The organism is Amycolatopsis sp. NPDC051758, from assembly GCF_044453095.1.
In the GTDB taxonomy this organism is placed as follows: Bacteria; Actinomycetota; Actinomycetes; order Mycobacteriales; family Pseudonocardiaceae; genus Amycolatopsis.
The window spans coordinates 151,893-164,836 of sequence record NZ_JBITCJ010000010.1 but is presented as its reverse complement, the minus strand read 5'-3'; the positions used below and the strand labels follow the sequence as shown (position 1 = coordinate 164,836).

Here is a 12,944-nt window from a genome sequence, read left to right as displayed (position 1 = left end):
ATCTCAGTGGTCACGGTATCTTGATCCGCGACACCGCGGCAAGGGAGGACGATGGTCAGGCTCAGCAGGGCGGAGACCCAGGAACGCAACCGCGCGAAGGTGCTCGCCGCCGCCCGGGACGAGTTCGCCCGCCGCGGCTTCCGCGAAGCCAAGGTCGACGTCATCGCCGAACGCGCCGAGCTGACCCGCGGCGCGGTCTACTCCAACTTCCCCGGCAAACGGGCCCTCTACTTCGCCGTCCTGGCCGACCTCGCCGAACACGCACCCCGGCCCGCGACCCCGCCCCCGGACCCCAGCGCGTCCGACGTGCTGGCCGCGTTCGCCCGCGCCTGGGTCGCCCGACTCCCCCTGGCCACCGACAGCGACAGCGACGACGCCCGCCTCGCCCGCGACCTGCTGCCCGAGATCCTCGCCGACGACCACACCCGGCGGCCGTTCGCGCAGCTCATGCGGGTCAACGCGATCCTGCTCGGGCTCGCCCTGGAACGCCGCCGCCCGGGACGGCGCCTGGTCCGCGTCGCCGAAGCCGCGCTGACCACCCTGCACGGCGCCAGTCAGCTCGCCGCCGCCGCGCCGGGGTTCGGCGAGCCCTTCCACGTCGTCACCGCGTGCGCCGCCCTGCTCGACCTGGGCCTGAGCGACGACTGGCCGGCCGCCCCGCCGATCACCAGCCAGGCCCGGCCCGCCGACGAACCGTGGAGCCCGCCGCCGGCGACCGACCTGCTGACCGGCGAGACCGTGCGCCTCGGCGACGGCGTCGCGACGATCCTCGGCCTGCACCGCGCGTCCGCCTTCGAAGAAGCCGTCCGCACCGGCGCCGACGTCACGGTTGTGCTCGTCACCAGCGACCCCGGCGAGCTCGCCCCGCTGACCCGGCTCGCCGTCGCCGACCTGCGCGGCTGCCTCGACCAGGCGATCTCCCCGCCCACCCGGCCCCGGCTGCGGATTATCTGCGACGCCACCGGCGAGCTCGCCGCGGCCGCCGGGGTCACCGCGGTCAGCGACGCCACCGAGACCGCCGTCCGGGTCGACGGCGGCCGGATCGTCGTGCGCGCCGAAGGCTTCGGCGCCTGCCACGCGGCGGCGACCGGGTAGGGGTCGATCCCGGCGCCCGCCGTTCGTCGACGGGGTGACCGGTAACGTGGGGAGGTACGGGTGGCAGACGTCGAGACCGCGGTCGCCGAGGCGTTCCGCGAGGAGTGGGGCCAGGTCGTGGCCACGCTCATCCGGATCACCGGCGACTGGGACCTCGCCGAGGAGTGCGCTCAGGAGGCCTTCGCCCTGGCCCTGCGCACCTGGCCCCGCGACGGCGTGCCACGGCGGCCCGGCGCGTGGCTCACCACCGCCGCCCGCAACCGCGCCACCGACCGGCTCCGCCGCGACGCCCTCGGCGCCGCCAAGCTCCGGGAGGCCGGCCGCATGCACGTCCCCGACGACCCCGACACCGACAACGACAGCGGTGTCACCGACGATCGGCTGCGGCTGATCTTCACCTGCTGCCACCCGGCGCTGGCCACCGAAGCCCAGGTCGCGCTCGCCCTGCGCACGCTGGCCGGGCTGTCCACCGCCGAGATCGCCCGCGCCTTCCTCGTGCCCGAAGCGACCATGTCGCAACGGCTGGTGCGGGTGAAGCGCAAGATCCGCAACGCCGGCATCCCCTACCGCGTCCCGCCCGCGCACCTGCTGCCCGAACGGACCGCCGCCGTCCTCGGCGTGCTGTACCTGACGTTCAACGAGGGCTATTCCGCCAGCGCCGGGCCCGACCTGTTGCGTCCCGACCTCGCCGCCGAAGCCGTCCGGCTCGCCCGCGTCCTGGCCCACCTGATGCCCGACGAACCCGAGGCGCTCGGCCTGCTCGCGCTGATGCTGCTCCAGCACGCCCGCCGCGCCACCCGCGTCGGCGCCGGCGGCGAGCTCGTCCCGCTGGAAGAACAGGACCGAACCCGTTGGGACACCGCGGAAATCACCGAAGGCACCCAGCTGCTGGAGACGGCGTTGCGTCGCCGCCAACCCGGGCCCTACCAGATCCAGGCCGCCATCGCCGCCTGCCACGCCACCGCCGCGACGCCTGCCGAAACCGACTGGGCCCAGATCGCCGGGCTCTACCGCGAACTGCGCAGGTTCGTCCCCAGCGAGGTCGTCGAGCTCAACCGGGCCGTCGCGGTCGCCATGGCCGACGGGCCACTGGCCGGCCTCACGCTGCTCGACGAGCTGACCCTCGACGGTTACCACCTGCTGCCGGCCACCCGCGCCGACCTCCTGCGCCGCCTCGGCCGCCACACCGAAGCCGCCGACTGGTACACCCGGGCCCGGAACCTGGCCCCCACCGAAGCCGAGCGCGCCTACCTCACCCGGAGAATTTCCGAAGCGCTGTCTGTTCCGGCCGGCCCCGTTCGTCGGGAAGGCAAATCCCGACCTCCGGAGGAGACACCATGACCACCCTCGCCGTGCCCGGCGCCACCCTCACCTACGACGTCACCGGCAGCGGACCGGTCCTGCTGCTGGTTCCCGGCGGCCCCGCCGACGCCACGATGTTCGCCCCGATCCGGCCGCTGCTGGCCGAGGACCACACCGTCGTCACCTACGACCCTCGCGGCATCTCTCGCAGCTCGCTGGACGGCGAACCCGGGGCCGACACCATCCGCGAGCACGCCGACGACGTCCGGCGCCTGCTCGACGCGGTCGGCGCCGGCCCCGCCGACGTCTTCGCCAGCAGCGGCGGCGCCATCACGCTGCTCGAGCACGTCGTGCGCCACCCCGGCCGGGTCCGCACGGTCGTCCTGCACGAACCGCCGGTCACGCGGTACCTCGGCCCGAAGGTGCTCGACGGCCCGGACATCCCGGCGATCTACCGCGAGCACGGCCTCGGCGCCGCGATCGCCGCCTTCATGGAGATGGCCGGCTTCGACATCGCCCCGCCCGCCGACCCGACACCCGAAGAGCTGGCCCAGATGAAGGTGATGGAAGGCAACTTCGCCTACTTCTTCGGCCACCTCATGGCGGCCATCGGCAGTTACGACCCGGACCTCGACGCCCTCCGCGCGGTGCCGACGCGGCTGGTCGTCGGGGTCGGCGAGAAGGCCGCCGGGCTGCCCGCCCACGAAGCCGGCCTCGGCCTGGCCGCCGACCTCGGCGTCCCCGCCGAACCGTTCCCGGGAGACCACGGCGGGTTCCAGGCCGAACCCGCCGCCTTCGCCGCGCGCCTGCGCGAAGTTCTGGAAGGACGCTGACATGCAGTACCTGCTGATGATCGCCGGCGACGAAACCGCCGAGGAACACCAGTACGACGGGTGCGACGGCTGGGGTGAAGACCTGGCCCGCCGCGGCAAGATCCTCGGCGGTGGAGGCCTGCGCCCGCCGTCGGAAGCCACGACGATCCGGGTCCGCGACGGCGAGGTCCTGCTCACCGACGGGCCGTTCACCGAGGCCAAGGAACAGGTCGGCGGTTACGTCGTCCTCGACTGCGAAGACCTCGACGAAGCCCTCGAGATCGCCGCCAAGCACCCGGCCGCGACCTACGGCAGCATCGAGGTCCGCCCGATGCTCACCCCGGAGGAGCCCGCCTGATGCCGTCCACAGTGGACCGCCCCGCCCAGCGTTACGTCGCCGAGCGCGCCACCGTCGGGATCGAGGAGTTCCCGCGCATCGCCGACCGCCTGCCACCGCTGATCGGAAGCTTGGCCGGACACGGGATCGTGCCCGCCGGGGCGCCGTTCTTCCGCTACCGCGTGCTGCACCCCGGCCTGCGGTTCACCGTCGAAGCCGGCGTCCCGATCGAGGGCGGGTTCACCCCGGACGAACCCGCCTTCCTCGGTGAGATCCCCGCCGGGAAGTACGTGCTCGAGACCTACGTCGGCGCGCCCGGCGGCCTCGCCTCCGCGACCGAGGCCGTGCTGACCTGGGGTGCCCGCGAAGGCGTCACCTGGGACGTCACCGAAGGCCCCGACGGCGAAGAGTGGGGTGGCCGCATGGAAGTCCTGCGCACCAACCCCCTCGAACAGCCCGACCCTTCGCAGTGGGTCACCGACCTGCTGTTCCGCCTCGCGGACTGATCAGCCGCGCCCGGTGAGCACGGCGGCGACCAGGCAGCCGAACCCCGCCGTGCTCACCAGCGCGCGCAGCACGTTCCAGCGCACCCACACCGTCTCGAACGCCGCCCGCACCGCCGCGTAGTCGTCACCGCCGCTCTCCAGCGCGTTGTTGAGCGGGATGTTCACCACCCCGGTGATCACGATCATCACCAGCAGGCACACGAACCCGGCGATCACCCACGGCAGCGACCGCGACCCGAGGTGGAGGAACACCGCCACCCCCGCCAGCAGCGGCGCGCCCAGGAACGTCAGCATGAAGACCGGGTTCACGATCGCGACGTTGATGCCGCGCATCGCCTCCACGAACGTCTTGTCGTCGCCCCGCGCGAGACCCGGCATCACCGAGCAGGCGTAGGCGTAGAACAACCCCGCGATCAACCCGGCCGCGATTAGCGCGGCCACCAGCACCACACCCGAAAAAGTCGTCATCGAGCTCTCCTTCCCCTTCACCGCGCCCAGACCCCGGTGGCGGCCGCGTCCCGCGCGAACTCGGCAAAATCCGTCGCCGGCCGGCCCAGCACCCGCGCCACGTCGTGCGTCACCGACTCGTTGCGGCCGTCGAGCACGCGGGCGAACAACTCCGTGAGCGCCCCCACCTCTTCCGCCGGCACCCCGTAGCCGACGGCCGCGGCCGCATACTCCTCGGCGGAAACCGGAACATAGCGGACATCCCGCCCGGATGCGGCCGAAATGTCGGCCGCGGCGTCGGCGAAGCTCAGCAGCCGCGGCCCGGTCAGCTCGTACAGCTCACCCGTGTGCCCGGGTTCGGTCAGCACCTTCACCGCGACGTCGGCGATGTCGCGGACGTCGACGAACGGCTCCGTCACCGTGCCCGCGGGCAGCACGATCTCCCCGCCGCGGACGGCGTCGAGGAGGAAGTGCTCACTGAAGTTCTGCGCGAACCAGCTGCACCGCAGGACCGTCCAGCCGGTGCCGGCGTCGGCCACGATCCGCTCGCACGCCTCGGCTTCCGCCTCGCCGCGGCCGGACAGCAGCACCAGGTGCCGCACGCCGTGGGCCACGGCCAGTTCGGAGAAGGCCTGGACGTCGGCGGCCGCCTCGGGCACCACCAGGTCGGGGTAGTAGGTCAGGTAAACCGCGTCGACGCCTTTCAGCGCCGGCGCCCAGGTCTCGCGGTCGGTCCAGTCGAACGGCGGCGCCCCGCGCCGCGACGTGCTCCGCACCGGCAGGCCGCGCTCCCGCAGCCGGTCCGCCACGCGGCGCCCGGTCTTGCCGGTGCCGCCCACCACCAGGAAGTTTGTTGTCATGGCAGTGAGTCAACCGCCTGGCGGTGAGACTCTCCATAGTTCAAAGCCTCGATGACATGTTCCAGCGTCTACACTCAGACGCATGGACCCGCTAGCCGCACTCCTGGACGGCCCCCGCGCCCACAGCGCGTTCCTGCTCCGCTCGGTGCTGACCCCGCCGTGGTCGCTGCGCATCGAGGACCGGGCGCCGCTGACGGTCGTCTCCGTCGTGCGGGGCGAAGCGTGGATCGTGCCCGACGCCGGTGAAGCCGTCCTGATGAGCGAAGGTGACGTCGCGATCGCCCGCGGCCCGGACCCGTACCTCGTCGCCGACCACCCGGAGACACCACCGCAGGCGATCATCCTGCCCGGCCAAGAGTGCCGCACCCCCGACGGCGGACACCTCACCGACTACGCCGACCTCGGCGTCCGGACCTGGGGCCACGGCACCGACGGCCCGGTTGTGCTGCTCACCGGCACCTACGGCATGGAAGGCGAGCTCAGCAAACGGCTCCTCGCCGCGCTGCCGGTGTTGATCGTGCTGCGCGCGGCCGACTGGCCGACCCCGCTCGTCGCGCTGCTCGCCGGCGAGATCGGCAAGGACGTGCCGGGGCAGGAAGCCGTCCTCGACCGGCTGCTCGACCTGCTGCTGATCGCCGCGCTGCGGACCTGGTTCGACCGGCCCGACACCAGCGCGCCGGCCTGGTACCGCGCCCACGACGACCCGGTGGTCGGCCAGGCGCTGCGGCTGCTGCAGCACCAGCCCGCCGAACCGTGGACGGTCGCCAAGCTCGCCGCCAACACCGGCGTCTCCCGGGCCGCGCTGGCCCGGCGGTTCGCGACCACCGTCGGCGAGACGCCGATGGCCTACCTCGCCGGGTGGCGGCTCGCGCTCGCCGCAGACCTGCTGCGCCAGCAACGGGATTCGACGATCGGCGCGGTCGCCCACCAGGTCGGCTACGGCAGCGCCTTTGCCCTCAGCGCGGCGTTCAAGCGCGAGTTCGGGGTCAGCCCGCAGCAGTACCGCTCGGCGTGAGGGCCGTCAGCGCCTGACCGGTGGCGCCGTCGAAGGGCACCGAACTGTGCTCGTGGACGATCTTCCAGCCGTTCTCGTCCCGCCGGAACCCGACGGTGGAGCGCACCCACATCGAGACCTCGGTGCCGTCGGTCATGGTGCCGTGCACGTGGAAGAGGTAGTGCGCGAAGCCGGCGTCACCGTCGGCGACCACCTCGAGGTCGCTGATCCGCAGGTCGATCGGGGACCGGTAGGCGCTGAACCACGTTTCGAGCCGCGTTCGCTCGACGTCGGCGCCTCGATCGGCCAGCGGACCGAGTGCGTCGAACAGCGTCACGTCCCCGGCGTACTGCGCAACCAGCGTCTCGACGTCCTTCGCGGCCACGGCCGCAACCCGGGCCTCGACGAGCGCCGTGAGCTCGGCGGTCACTTCAGGGCCTCGCCGAGCCGGTCGAGCCAGTCACCCGTGCCCTGCTCACGCCACGCCGGCTCCTCGGCGCCGTCCAGGAAGGTGTCCTGCTCGGTCAGGACCAGCCGGGTGCCGTCACCTTCGCCGACCAGCTCCACCGTGGTGACCGAGACCGTGGCGAGCACCTTTCCGCCGCTGAGCGTCGAGGAGTAGACGATCCGCTGCTCCGGCACGATGTCGTGGTAGGTCGAGACGACCGACAACGCCGTGCCGTCCGGGCCCGTGGCGTCGACGGTCTCGCGGCCGCCGACGCGGAAGTCCAGCTCGTGGCTCCCGTCGGGGACGAACCACCGGGTTTTGGCGGACTGGTCAGCCCAGGCGGCGAACACTCGCGCCGGCGGGACGGGGTAGGTGCGTTCCAGGGTGAAGGTGCTGTGCGTGACGGTCATGACGTGCTCCCTTCGGAGGTTCCGGGCCCGGCCAGGAAGTCGCCCAGCCGGTCGAGCCTGCTCTCCCACGTGGTGCGCTGGCGACCCAGCCAGTGCTCGCCGGTGCGCAGCAGCTCCGGTTCGATCCGGCAGGTGCGGACGCGGCCGGTCTTCTCCGACCGCACGATCCCGGCGGTCTCGAGCACCTGGAGGTGCTGCACCACCGCGGCGAGCGACATGGTCAGCGGCTCGGCCAGCTCACTGACCGACGCCGGACCGCGTACCAGCCGCTCCACCAGCGCCCGCCGGGTGCGGTCACCCAAGGCGCGGAACACCAGGTCCAGCGACTCCTCATGGTTAAGCATGTACTTAAGTTACGTCCGTGCCGGCACGATAGTCAAGTAACTACTTAAGCATTGCCTGGACGTCGTCCGGGAGTTCGAGTTCCGGGATCTCGCGCAGCACGGTGAGGGTTCTGGTCAACGCGCGCTCGGTGGCATCGGCGCGGGTGGTGCATGCGCGGAGTTCGGCGCCGAGGTTCGTGGTCGTCTCGTGCATCGACCGGACGGTCTGCTCGTGGGCCGCCTGCGCTTCGGCCAGCCGCTGGTCGAACCCGGCGCGCAGGGCGTCGGCGTCGACTCGCGCTCGTTCCAGGGCGGCTTGCTGTGCGGCCTGATGAGCCGCTGTCGCCTTGGTCAGTTCCTCGTGTGCCGCGTCCAGTCGACCGGTGGCGGCCTCGGCGCGGGCTTCAGCCGTCTCCGCGCGAGATGCGGCGGCCTGACTGCGTCCCCGTTCTTCCTCGAGTGCGGCGCGGACGGCCGCAAGTTCGGCGGTCAAGGTGGCGATCGCCGACGCGCGCTCGCCGGCCAGAGTTGCGGTCGCCTCGGCCTTTTCGGAGACTCGCGTCAGCTCGTCACGGACGGCAGCCAGCTGACCTTCGACACGCTGCCGCTCGTGGAGCGCCTCCCGCTGGGCGCCACGAGCGGCGTCCCGCTCCCGGACGGCCGCGGTCTTCTCCTTCTCCGCGGCGGCCGCGTTCGTGACGGCCTCCTCGGCGGTTTCGCGGGCTTGTGTTGCTTCGGCTTCGGCGAGCCCACGCTGGCGGCGGTGGTCGTCCGTCTCGGCCAGCGCCGCGTCCCGTTCGGTGAGTGCGGTGGCGGTGGTCGCTTCGAGCTGATGGCGCAGCGTCGTGAGCGTCTCGACGAGGCCTTGCGCCGGTTCGAGGACGCGGTCGACCTGGTCGGCAAGGGCTGTGACGGCGGTGTCGTCGAGCGCGGTGTCGCTCTCCCGCAGCGACTCGGCGTCCGACAGCACCGCTTCGGCGTCACGGCAGCTCAAGTTGCGGCGGCCCCAGGTCTTCCCGTCCTGGCAGAACCGCGCCCGGCTCCCCCGCCCCACCGCGGGTGGCAACGGCGCCCCACAGCGCCGGTACTCACAAATCCGAGCCTGACCAGCATCTTCCGTCATGATCAGAAGCCTACCAAAGCTTCTGATCAAAACTAGAAGCAGCTGTTCAAAATGAGAAGAGAACGCTTAACGTGCTTGAGTTTGGATAAGGTCACATATCCGAACTCAGAACACGGTGAAGAGTCCCTGGTGGGAAACGGGCAGATTTGAGCCCTCGAAAAACTAGGACCCCCCTGATTGTCAACCCTGGGTTGACGCGGTGGCCCGCTTCCGCTCCAGCAGAGTTCGCTCAGCGGCGTTCTGAGTCAGTTTGATGGCCGTCGTGTAAGCCGCGACCGCTTCCCCGTTCCTGCCGACGCGCTCCAGGAGGTCCGCGCGGATCGCGTGGTACAGCGGGAACCGGGCGAGATCGAGATCCTCGACCACGGCCAGCGCTTCAGCCGGACCGTCGACCTCGGCGACAGCGACCGCCCGGTTCAGCGCCACCACCGGCGTCGGCGAGACGGCCAGGAGCTGGTTGTAGAGCGCCTTGACCTGCGACCAGTCGGTGGGCGCGTCGGTGTGGACGGCCTGGATCGCCGCCTGGATCTGGTACGGGCCCGGCTGGTTGCGGCGCAGGCAGCCGCGGACGATCTCCTGGCCCTCGGTGATCAGCTCCGCGTCCCAGCCGGCGCGGTCCTGGTCCGCGAGCAGCACGAGGTCACCGTCGGCGGTGGTGCGGGTGGCGCGCCGCGCGTCGATGAGCAGCATCAGCGCGAGCAGGCCCCGGACCTCCGGCTCGTCGGGCATCAGATCGGCCAAGACGCGGGTGAGGCGGATCGCCTCGCGGCAGAGGTCCTCCCGGACCAGTTCGGCGCCGGCGGTGGCCGTGTACCCCTCGTTGAAGACCAGGTACAGCACGCCGAGCACCGCCGACAGCCGGGCGGGCAGATCGGCGTCCCGCGGGACCCGGTACGGGATGCCGGCGTCACGGATCTTGTTCTTCGCGCGGACGATCCGCTGGGCCATCGTCGGGTCGGCGACCAGGAACGCGGCCGCGATCTCCGCGGTGGTCAGGCCACCGAGCAGCCGCAGCGTCAGCGCGACCTGGCTGGCACGGGCCAGCGCCGGGTGGCAGCAGGTGAAGATCAGCCGGAGCCGTTCGTCGGGCACGGCGCCCTCCTCGATGGGCTCGGCATCGGCGTGCATCAGGGCGGCTTGGGCGTGTTTGTCGGCCCGCGCGGCCTCGCGGCGCAGCCGGTCGATGGCGCGGTTGCGGGCGGTGGTGATGATCCAGCCCGCCGGGCTCGGCGGGATCCCCGCGGACGGCCAACGCCGGACTGCTTCGGCAAACGCGTCCTGGACGGCTTCCTCGGCGACGTCGATGTTCCCGAAGACTCGCACCAGGACCGACACCGCGCGGCCGTACTCGGCGGCGAAGATGCGGTCGATGCTCATCCGCTGAACGGCCGCACCTCGACCGGCAGCGGAGCGACAGCGTCGGCGAGGCGGCTGCCCCAGGCGAGGGCAGCGTCGAGGTCGGGGGCGGTGATGATCGTGAACCCGCCGAGGTGCTCCCGGCCCTCGGCGAAGGGGCCGTCAGTGACCAGCGTGTCCCCGTCGCCGGCCCGCAGCACGGTCGCGGTGGACGGCGGGTGCAGGCCCCCGGCGAACACCCAGGCGCCGGCCGCCTTGAGGTCGGAATTCAGGGCGTCGAGCTTCTTCATCACGCCGTCGAGCACCTCGGGCGCCGGGGCCGGGCCGTCGGGCTGGTAGATGCTGAGCAGGTACTGCTTCACGTCGTCTCCTTCGCCGGTCGGTGCGTTCACCGCTGACACGAACGGCGCCCGGCCGGATCGACAGCGTCCCGGACGAATCATCCACTAACCTCGGCGCGTGCCCGACCTGGAACCGGTGACCGACACGGTCCTGACCGCCGCGAGCCCGCAGGACCGGCTCGCGCTGCTGGACGAAGCAGCGGCCCGGCACGTCGAGGGGCAACGGCCGCCGAACACGCTCAAGGCCTATGCCCAGGACTGGCAGGTGTGGCAGGACTACACCGCCGAAGCCGGGATCCCGCCGTTGTCGGCGTCGATCGGCGCGCTGACCGGGTTCGTGGTGTGGCTGGAGCGCGGGCGGACGCTGCGTCCGGACGAACGCGCGGTGCCCGAGGTGCCGGAGCGGGCCGCTCCGGCGGCGCCGTCGACGATCGAACGGCGGCTGACCGGGGCGCTCGCCGGACTGCGGCACCACAAGGTCGTCGTCGACCCCGAAGCGAGCCGCGCCGCCTGGCGGGCACTCAAGGGGTATCGGCAGCGGCTCGCCCGGGAAGGGATCCAGCGCGGCCGCGGCAAGGCCACCATGGTCACCCTCACCGACTTGCGGGCGATGTCGCGCGCCTGTCCCGACACGCTGGCCGGCACCCGCGACCGGGCGATGCTGCTGATCGGGTTCCCCATCGCCGCGCGCTGCTCGGATCTGGCGAACCTACTGGTCACCGACGTCGAACCGGTGGCCGACCGGGGGCTGTCGGTGACCGTGCGGCACGGCAAGAGCACCGGTGACATGGTCGTCCCGCGCCGCGAGAACCCCGACACCGATCCGGTGCGGGCGTGGCACGCGTGGCGTTCCGGCGCCGGACTCACCGAGGGGCCCGCGTTCCGCCGGGTCGACCGGCACGGCAACGTCGGCGAGCCCGCGCTGAGCACGACCGGCGTCAACCAGATCCTCACCCGGGCCGGCGTCCGGGCGGGCCTGCCCTATCCGGTGACCGGGCACTCCCTGCGGTCCGGGTTCGCCACCGAGGCACGCCGGGCCGGCGCCGACGATCTCGCCATCGCCGACCAGGGCCGCTGGGTGCGCGGCAGCCGCGCGCTCTACGAGTACATCCGCCGGGTCGACCAGTGGAACGACAACGCCGCGGGTGTGCTCGACCTCTGAGCTTCATCGGGTGAGCCGGGCTCGGGTGGCGCCGACAACTTCGCCGTCGAGGCGGGCCAGCCAGCTGCCGCAGACGCAGCGGACGTAGTCGAGGCGGTGGGTGGCGGGCTGGGCCGCGGTCGCGGGCAGTTCGGCGAGTGGCCAGCCACAACGGGGGCAACGGGTGGATTCCATGCCCCTGATCGTGCTGTAATGGCTTTGTGCACTTCAACCCTTACGGCGGCCCGGCCGCACTCGTGGCTGCCGACCTGGTGAACGCCGGGTCAGCGAGCGAGCTGCTCGACGGGATGGTCCGCAACGGCATGTCCATCCCGGCCTTGAGCGACGACGAGGCAGCGCGGATCGCCGCGTGGGCACACCGGCTGCGGCCGGTGTTCGCCGCCGAACCGGCGGAGCGCCCCGACCTGGTCAACGGGCTGCTCGTCGAGGCGGCGTGCCGGCCCTACATCACGACCCACGACGGCAAGCCGCCCCACCTGCACTACTCGGCCGAAGACGCCGGGCCGGTCGGCCGCGTCCGTGCCTACACCGCGGGTGGGCTCGCGCACCTCGTCTGCGAAGCCCCGGACCGCCTCGGCATCTGCAGCCGCGAAGGCTGCGGAACGGCGTACGTCGACACCTCCCGCAACGGCCGCCGCCGGTTCTGCTCGACCCGGTGCGCAACGCGTGTCCACGTCGCCGAGCACCGGGCCCGGCAGCTGACCGCCTAGGCGAAGACCTCCGCCAGCACCGTCTCCCAGGCGCGCTCGTCCGCCTCGACGTCGACGTCGGCGAAGTGGTGACGCCCGACGCCGATCGGCCAGCCGAAGGCGTTGCGGCCGTAGAACCGGATGAGCGCGTCCCCGGTCCGGACACCGAGGAACTCCGGAGTCGCGTAGTCCACGACACCTTCGGCGCCGCGCACGGTCACGCGGTCCCCGACCTGGACGTTTTCCGGCACCCCGAGCGCATTCTTCAGCTTCGTGAAGCCGTCGGGCTCCGCGGACGTCGCCGGGGCTTCGGTCATCGCGTAGGTGGCGGTGCGGCCGGCGAAGTGCGTGAGGTACTCGCCGAGCGAGTGGTAGTAGAACGCGGTGTGGCGGCGGCAGGCGTCGTAGTTGGTGTCCCAGTCCTCGAGGAAGACACCACGGTGCACGAACTTCAGGTGCGTGGTGGCACCCCGGCGTTCGAAGGTGTAGTCGAGCTGGTTGAACCAGGTTTTGTGCTCGCAGCGGGTGGTGAAGTGCTCTCCCGGCTGCCACGCGGTGACCTCGCCGCCGTAGAAGGTCAGCCCGGTTTCCTTGCCGCCGACCCACGGCTCGTAGGAGATGGGCCACGACCAGCTCCCGGCGTCCACGGTGATCGCCCGCCAGCAGGCTTCCGGCGTGGCGGCCAGCGTGCCCTCGAACCCGACTTCGAATTCCTTGGTCATGGCTGTTCAGCTCCTTC

The 12,944-nt window shown here is 72.0% G+C and carries 18 protein-coding genes; 8 read left to right on the top strand and 10 right to left on the bottom strand.

What is annotated here, in order from left to right; genetic code table 11:
- Positions 1–51: 51 nt before the first annotated feature.
- The 5 genes from ACIA5G_RS38835 to ACIA5G_RS38815 are packed head-to-tail and all read left to right on the top strand — an operon-like array spanning position 52 to position 4,052.
- Entirely contained in the window at positions 52–1,095 is a 1,044-nt protein-coding gene (locus tag ACIA5G_RS38835; RefSeq protein WP_395932604.1) for a TetR/AcrR family transcriptional regulator, read from the top strand.
- Positions 1,096–1,155: 60 nt separating this feature from the next.
- On the top strand, positions 1,156–2,436 hold the full coding sequence (locus ACIA5G_RS38830; protein ID WP_395932602.1) for an RNA polymerase sigma factor: 1,281 nt from the start codon (positions 1,156–1,158) through the stop codon (positions 2,434–2,436).
- Positions 2,433–3,230 carry an alpha/beta fold hydrolase gene (locus ACIA5G_RS38825; RefSeq protein WP_395932600.1) on the top strand — a complete coding sequence of 266 codons (798 nt, stop codon included), beginning with the start codon at positions 2,433–2,435 and terminating at the stop codon, positions 3,228–3,230. The genes ACIA5G_RS38830 and ACIA5G_RS38825 overlap by 4 nt, the downstream gene beginning before the upstream one ends.
- 1 nt (position 3,231) lies before the next feature.
- The gene (locus ACIA5G_RS38820; protein ID WP_395932598.1) at positions 3,232–3,567 is read left to right on the top strand and encodes a YciI family protein; all 336 of its coding nucleotides are present in this window, start codon (positions 3,232–3,234) and stop codon (positions 3,565–3,567) included.
- On the top strand, positions 3,567–4,052 hold the full coding sequence (locus ACIA5G_RS38815; protein ID WP_395932596.1) for an AraC family transcriptional regulator: 486 nt from the start codon (positions 3,567–3,569) through the stop codon (positions 4,050–4,052). Before ACIA5G_RS38820 ends, ACIA5G_RS38815 begins: the two co-directional genes overlap by 1 nt.
- On the opposite strand, the gene ACIA5G_RS38810 is transcribed toward ACIA5G_RS38815, so the two are convergent.
- Positions 4,053–4,520 carry a DUF1772 domain-containing protein gene (locus ACIA5G_RS38810; RefSeq protein WP_395932594.1) on the bottom strand — a complete coding sequence of 156 codons (468 nt, stop codon included), beginning with the start codon at positions 4,518–4,520 and terminating at the stop codon, positions 4,053–4,055.
- Positions 4,521–4,537: 17 nt separating this feature from the next.
- Positions 4,538–5,359 (bottom strand): NAD(P)H-binding protein, encoded by an 822-nt coding sequence (locus ACIA5G_RS38805; RefSeq protein WP_395932592.1) that lies wholly within the window; start codon positions 5,357–5,359, stop codon positions 4,538–4,540.
- A gap of 82 nt (positions 5,360–5,441) precedes the next feature.
- On the opposite strand from ACIA5G_RS38805, the gene ACIA5G_RS38800 reads away from it, so the two are divergent.
- On the top strand, positions 5,442–6,374 hold the full coding sequence (locus ACIA5G_RS38800; protein ID WP_395932590.1) for an AraC family transcriptional regulator: 933 nt from the start codon (positions 5,442–5,444) through the stop codon (positions 6,372–6,374).
- Here the strand turns inward: ACIA5G_RS38800 and ACIA5G_RS38795 are convergent.
- From ACIA5G_RS38795 to ACIA5G_RS38770, 6 genes are all read right to left on the bottom strand, one after another.
- The gene (locus tag ACIA5G_RS38795; protein WP_395932588.1) at positions 6,346–6,783 is read right to left on the bottom strand and encodes a YybH family protein; all 438 of its coding nucleotides are present in this window, start codon (positions 6,781–6,783) and stop codon (positions 6,346–6,348) included. The genes ACIA5G_RS38800 and ACIA5G_RS38795 overlap by 29 nt on opposite strands.
- Positions 6,780–7,211, bottom strand: coding sequence for an SRPBCC family protein (locus ACIA5G_RS38790; protein WP_395932586.1), 432 nt, complete (start codon positions 7,209–7,211; stop codon positions 6,780–6,782). The genes ACIA5G_RS38795 and ACIA5G_RS38790 overlap by 4 nt, the downstream gene beginning before the upstream one ends.
- Positions 7,208–7,555, bottom strand: coding sequence for an ArsR/SmtB family transcription factor (locus ACIA5G_RS38785; RefSeq protein WP_395932584.1), 348 nt, complete (start codon positions 7,553–7,555; stop codon positions 7,208–7,210). The genes ACIA5G_RS38790 and ACIA5G_RS38785 overlap by 4 nt, the downstream gene beginning before the upstream one ends.
- A 40-nt stretch (positions 7,556–7,595) precedes the next feature.
- Positions 7,596–8,657: a hypothetical protein gene (locus ACIA5G_RS38780; protein WP_395932582.1), complete on the bottom strand. Its 1,062-nt coding sequence runs from the start codon at positions 8,655–8,657 to the stop codon at positions 7,596–7,598.
- A gap of 180 nt (positions 8,658–8,837) precedes the next feature.
- Positions 8,838–10,034: an RNA polymerase sigma factor gene (locus ACIA5G_RS38775; protein ID WP_395932580.1), complete on the bottom strand. Its 1,197-nt coding sequence runs from the start codon at positions 10,032–10,034 to the stop codon at positions 8,838–8,840.
- Positions 10,031–10,375 (bottom strand): YciI family protein, encoded by a 345-nt coding sequence (locus ACIA5G_RS38770; RefSeq protein ID WP_395932578.1) that lies wholly within the window; start codon positions 10,373–10,375, stop codon positions 10,031–10,033. The genes ACIA5G_RS38775 and ACIA5G_RS38770 overlap by 4 nt, the downstream gene beginning before the upstream one ends.
- Positions 10,376–10,472: 97 nt before the next feature.
- Between ACIA5G_RS38770 and ACIA5G_RS38765 the strand changes: the two genes are divergently transcribed.
- Complete coding sequence (locus tag ACIA5G_RS38765) at positions 10,473–11,516, top strand: site-specific integrase (protein ID WP_395932576.1); 1,044 nt, start codon at positions 10,473–10,475, stop codon at positions 11,514–11,516.
- A gap of 3 nt (positions 11,517–11,519) precedes the next feature.
- Here the strand turns inward: ACIA5G_RS38765 and ACIA5G_RS38760 are convergent, their stop codons facing one another.
- Entirely contained in the window at positions 11,520–11,690 is a 171-nt protein-coding gene (locus ACIA5G_RS38760; RefSeq protein ID WP_395932574.1) for a hypothetical protein, read from the bottom strand.
- A gap of 26 nt (positions 11,691–11,716) precedes the next feature.
- Between ACIA5G_RS38760 and ACIA5G_RS38755 the strand changes: the two genes are divergently transcribed.
- Positions 11,717–12,226 carry a CGNR zinc finger domain-containing protein gene (locus ACIA5G_RS38755; protein ID WP_395932572.1) on the top strand — a complete coding sequence of 170 codons (510 nt, stop codon included), beginning with the start codon at positions 11,717–11,719 and terminating at the stop codon, positions 12,224–12,226.
- On the opposite strand, the gene ACIA5G_RS38750 is transcribed toward ACIA5G_RS38755, so the two are convergent.
- The gene (locus ACIA5G_RS38750) at positions 12,223–12,927 is read right to left on the bottom strand and encodes an SRPBCC domain-containing protein (protein WP_395932570.1); all 705 of its coding nucleotides are present in this window, start codon (positions 12,925–12,927) and stop codon (positions 12,223–12,225) included. The genes ACIA5G_RS38755 and ACIA5G_RS38750 overlap by 4 nt on opposite strands.
- Positions 12,928–12,944 lie beyond the last annotated feature (17 nt).

Bases quoted from the DNA above. Each gene is read 5' to 3' on its own strand.
- ACIA5G_RS38825 (WP_395932600.1), top strand. From the start codon at position 2,433: ATGACCACCCTCGCCGTGCCCGGCGCCACCCTCACCTACGACGTCACC.
- ACIA5G_RS38775 (WP_395932580.1), bottom strand. From the start codon at position 10,034: ATGAGCATCGACCGCATCTTCGCCGCCGAGTACGGCCGCGCGGTGTCG.
- ACIA5G_RS38810 (WP_395932594.1), bottom strand. From the start codon at position 4,520: ATGACGACTTTTTCGGGTGTGGTGCTGGTGGCCGCGCTAATCGCGGCC.
- ACIA5G_RS38750 (WP_395932570.1), bottom strand. From the start codon at position 12,927: ATGACCAAGGAATTCGAAGTCGGGTTCGAGGGCACGCTGGCCGCCACG.
- ACIA5G_RS38760 (WP_395932574.1), bottom strand. From the start codon at position 11,690: ATGGAATCCACCCGTTGCCCCCGTTGTGGCTGGCCACTCGCCGAACTG.
- ACIA5G_RS38820 (WP_395932598.1), top strand. From the start codon at position 3,232: ATGCAGTACCTGCTGATGATCGCCGGCGACGAAACCGCCGAGGAACAC.
- ACIA5G_RS38800 (WP_395932590.1), top strand. From the start codon at position 5,442: ATGGACCCGCTAGCCGCACTCCTGGACGGCCCCCGCGCCCACAGCGCG.
- ACIA5G_RS38780 (WP_395932582.1), bottom strand. From the start codon at position 8,657: ATGACGGAAGATGCTGGTCAGGCTCGGATTTGTGAGTACCGGCGCTGT.
- ACIA5G_RS38785 (WP_395932584.1), bottom strand. From the start codon at position 7,555: ATGCTTAACCATGAGGAGTCGCTGGACCTGGTGTTCCGCGCCTTGGGT.
- ACIA5G_RS38815 (WP_395932596.1), top strand. From the start codon at position 3,567: ATGCCGTCCACAGTGGACCGCCCCGCCCAGCGTTACGTCGCCGAGCGC.
- ACIA5G_RS38835 (WP_395932604.1), top strand. From the start codon at position 52: ATGGTCAGGCTCAGCAGGGCGGAGACCCAGGAACGCAACCGCGCGAAG.
- ACIA5G_RS38805 (WP_395932592.1), bottom strand. From the start codon at position 5,359: ATGACAACAAACTTCCTGGTGGTGGGCGGCACCGGCAAGACCGGGCGC.
- ACIA5G_RS38790 (WP_395932586.1), bottom strand. From the start codon at position 7,211: ATGACCGTCACGCACAGCACCTTCACCCTGGAACGCACCTACCCCGTC.